Raw genomic sequence first — 4,041 nt, 5'->3', positions numbered from 1 at the left:
GTAAGATTAAATCTTGACTTCTACATATAAGATCTGTGGTGCTCACGTATTAGTATACGCTTCGCTCCTCGACTTATAGACTCCTTGCTCTTTTTGAAGTTGATCTTCGTCTATCTATTTTTCAAATTAAACGAGTATACACGAAGCCACTTCGGAAATTATAGGCATATGTAAATTATATTTTTTTATCAAATCCAAAACTAATTTTAATGCTTCTCTTCCCTCTACTAACTCTTTATATTCCTGTAAAAATTTCTTTTTATCGCTACTAATCCCAAGCTCATAACCGAATTTTGTATTACGTGAGCCTAAAGAGTAACAGGTAAGCACTAAATCACCTACTACCCCAGCTTCTAGTAAAATATCCGTCCTTTTACTACCCAAAGCCTTAGATAAAGTAGCAATTTCTTTTAAGGCGGATACTATAAGCGTTGCTCTTGCATTCTCACCCTGCTTCTTTGCTAAATCAATTCCGCTTTTAATAGCAAAAATATTTTTTAAAGCTCCTGCTACTTGTAAGGTCACAATATCGCTTGTCACATTAGTAGTAAAATTTTTTGAACCTAGATTATAAGCTATCTTATTTGCTATATCTATATCTACACCTGCAATACTTGCTGAAGCCGGTAAATTTTTAGCTAGTTCTTTCGCTAGATTCGGACCCGCAAAAAACACTGTAGTGCTATGCGGTAATAGAGTTTTTAACCTATCTGAAAATAATTCGGTAGGGTTACGAGCAAAGCCTTTTGTTGCGATTAGAAGAGTATTGTCTTGAGAAATGCCGTGAGTTTTTAATAATTTTATTGAGTCATCAAAAGTATAAGACGGCACTGCAATAATAATTAGTTCAAAATCCTTAATTACACTTAAGTTTGTAGTAACCTGTAAATGAGCGGGTAATTTAATATCCCCTAAATATTTTACATTAGTTTTGTTATGTAAAATTTCTTTTGCTATTTCCTCATCTCGTAAAAATAAAGTAACGTTATTACAGTTTTGTGCTGCTAAAGAAGCAAGACTAGTACCATAACTCCCTCCTCCATAAACCGCAATATTTTTAAATTTATTCATGTGCTTATTTCTTTGTCACCCCGCAATACACAAATCGTCATTGCGAGGAGTTGCTTTAGCAACGACGCGGCAATCTCGTCAAATATCCTGAGATTGCTTCGTCAAAATTTTCAATTTTTCTTCGCAATGACGGAAAAAACGATCTACAACTCCTCTACTCCACAGCTTTCTCAAGATTTACTATTATTACAGGTGACTTATTTATTTCCTGTTTCAAGGTTTTACGGATTGTTCCTTTTATTGCTTCGATTACTTGTTCATCCGACAATGCTTTTTTAGCCTGTTTATTTTGAATAGTAACAAGTTCTTTAATATCATTTTTAATGAGGTTAACTAATGCCATATCCTCTTTCGGATCAAGCAGACCAGGCATAGACAGCATTGGGTTTGCAGCAAGCAGCCCTTTTTTATTAATTACTACTGACGCTACCACGATACCCGACTCACGCATACGTCTTCTAGCTTTGAAAATCGGAGATTCGACGGACAGTAAATAATTACCATCTACAGCTAAATAGCCGTTTTCTACCTTTGAAATTACTTTCGCATTATTAGGTTCAAGCAATACTACACTACCGTTTTCAACCTCTACTGCCTGTTTTATGCCGTTTTTCTTAGCAAGCTTAACATGTTCATGAATATGTACCGGCTCGCCGTGAACGGGAATACAAATATTCGGTCTAATGAGAGAGTACATTTTCTGTAGCTCATCAATAGATGGATGACCTGATACATGGACAAAATGATCTCGCTCGGTAATAACTTCTACACCGGCTTTAACAAATATATTAAATAACCTAAATATTTTCTTTTCATTGCCGGGAATAATTTTTGAAGAAAAAATCATTGTATCCTTAGGAGCAAGTCTTATTGACTGATGAGCATTACTAGCCAATTTTGCAGTTGCAGCGAGCGGTTCACCTTGACAACCGGTAGCAATTACTAATAATTCTTCTCTTCTAAATCTACTAACATCACGTTCACTAATTAGAGGAGCAATATCTTTGAAATAGCCGCTTTCTTGAGCAGCAAGCATCATACGATGCAAACTTCTACCTGTTAAAATTACTTTTCTACCTGCAAGCCCTGCTGCATGAATTATCGTATCAAGCCGTGCTAAATTAGAGGCAAAGGTTGAAACTACAACCATTTGAGGGCAGCCGGCTATGATATCTACTAAACTTTTTCTAACATCTCCTTCAGAACCTGAGCTTCCTTTATTAAATACGTTAGTTGAATCACAAACAAGTGCAAGAACCCCTTCATCTCCATAAGACTTTAAAAGCTCCTCATCGGCTTTTTTACCAAGTACCGGGTCATTATCAAATTTCCAATCTCCCGTATGTAAAATATTACCTGCATCCGTACGAATCATAATTGCTTGCATTTCAGGAGCCGAGTGAGTGAGCGGCACCATTTCTAAAGAAAAAGGCTCTAGATTTATTTTACTACCCGGTTTTACTTCGTGAATTTTTATATTTTTAGCAAAATCATATTCATTTAAACGAATTTTTAAAAAATTTGCTGTGAAAGTAGTAGTATAAATAGGACATTTAAGGCTATTCCATAAATATTGGACACCGCCTAAATGATCCTCATGAGCATGAGTTAAAATCAGACCTACTATATCTTTTTTATATTTCTCTATAAAGCTACTATCGGCAATTATCATATCAACACCAGGTAAGTAGTCATCGGCAAAACCGCTACCGCAATCAATCATTAACCATTTACCTTTATAATGGTAAAGATTAAGATTCATACCTATTTCATTAGATCCTCCTAGCGGTACAAATAGCAGATCATTTTTATGATTTTTGATGTTGAATGATGACATAATTTAACTTAATATTTATTTTATTACTTTATTCTTATAACTTATTATTAGTTAAGCGTCTATACATTAAAAAAGAAATTCATATAATGAATATAAATAAAATAACATTAATTTATAACCAAAATTCCAAACATCTAGCTATTATAGAGGAAATAAAAAAACTCTATAATTATTGTAAAATAGAGGAAGCAGAAGCAATTATCGTAATAGGCGGCGATGGAGAATTACTACATAATATTCACCGCTATATGAATCTTAATATCCCTTTTTATGGAGTTAATTTAGGAAGTCTCGGCTTTTTAATGAATCCTTTAGATACCAAGCATTTATTACAAAATATACATGAAAGCACAGTTTCTATTCTAAATCCTCTTCTTATGCAAGCTGAAGATATAAGCGGTCAAATATATACCGCACTTGCTATTAACGAAGTATCGATATTTCGTAAAACTAATCAAGCTGCTAAATTTAGAATAGACGTAAACGGAATAGAGAGAATGAGCGAATTAGTAGCAGACGGAGCTTTAGTTGCAACGCCTGCCGGAAGTAGTGCTTACAATTTATCTGCCGGCGGTCCTATTTTACCGCTTGATTCAAACATGTTATGCCTAACCCCTATCTGCTCTTTTAGACCTCGTAGATGGCACGGTGCTTTACTGCTTTCATCTGCTACAATTAAATTTGAAATACTTAATACAAATAAACGACCGGTAAATGCTACTGCCGACTTTCAGGAGTTTAATAATATCACGAATGTTACCGTTAAATCTACTAAGGATAAACCTATCAAACTACTCTTTAATAAAAACCATACGCTGGAAGATAGAATTATTAAAGAGCAATTCGGTGGATAGGCATTGCTAACTAAAGAGAGATAATAATAAAAAGCTCGATGTCATCTCGTAATTTATTCACGGGATGACAGGAGGAAAATCGAGCCATGCAACAACGCCACTCAAGTCACGGTATGACATAAAATGCGTTTTCTGATCCATGCAACAAAATTAATATTAAAAAACAATTTACTAAATAATTAAGAAATATTAATAATTACTTTACTAAAAAGTAAAATAATATATAATGCCTTGTCAAAATAACTAGGTATTGGTCATGCCTCCATATTGCAGTTACGC

Annotated in this window: 4 protein-coding genes; 1 reads left to right on the top strand and 3 read right to left on the bottom strand. The window is 34.2% G+C overall.

Annotation, left to right across the window (positions count from 1 at the left end; genetic code table 11):
* Window positions 1-20 precede the first annotated feature (20 nt).
* The 3 genes from KYQ89_RS08400 to KYQ89_RS05665 form a co-directional block, all read right to left on the bottom strand.
* Window positions 21-104: a palindromic element RPE5 domain-containing protein gene (locus tag KYQ89_RS08400; protein WP_218460779.1), complete on the bottom strand. Its 84-nt coding sequence runs from the start codon at window positions 102-104 to the stop codon at window positions 21-23.
* 22 nt (window positions 105-126) lie between these two features.
* Complete coding sequence (locus KYQ89_RS05670; protein ID WP_218460778.1) at window positions 127-1,071, bottom strand: NAD(P)H-dependent glycerol-3-phosphate dehydrogenase; 945 nt, start codon at window positions 1,069-1,071, stop codon at window positions 127-129.
* Between the two features lie 154 nt (window positions 1,072-1,225).
* Window positions 1,226-2,908, bottom strand: coding sequence for a ribonuclease J (locus KYQ89_RS05665; protein ID WP_218460777.1), 1,683 nt, complete (start codon window positions 2,906-2,908; stop codon window positions 1,226-1,228).
* A gap of 86 nt (window positions 2,909-2,994) precedes the next feature.
* Between KYQ89_RS05665 and KYQ89_RS05660 the strand changes: the two genes are divergently transcribed.
* The gene (locus tag KYQ89_RS05660; protein WP_218460776.1) at window positions 2,995-3,762 is read left to right on the top strand and encodes an NAD kinase; all 768 of its coding nucleotides are present in this window, start codon (window positions 2,995-2,997) and stop codon (window positions 3,760-3,762) included.
* Window positions 3,763-4,041 lie beyond the last annotated feature (279 nt).

It is taken from the genome of Rickettsia sp. TH2014, assembly GCF_019249195.1.
In the GTDB taxonomy this organism is placed as follows: Bacteria; Pseudomonadota; Alphaproteobacteria; order Rickettsiales; family Rickettsiaceae; genus Rickettsia; species Rickettsia felis.
The sequence above is the reverse complement of the archived record's forward strand: the minus strand, read 5'-3'. Positions and strand labels throughout refer to the sequence as shown.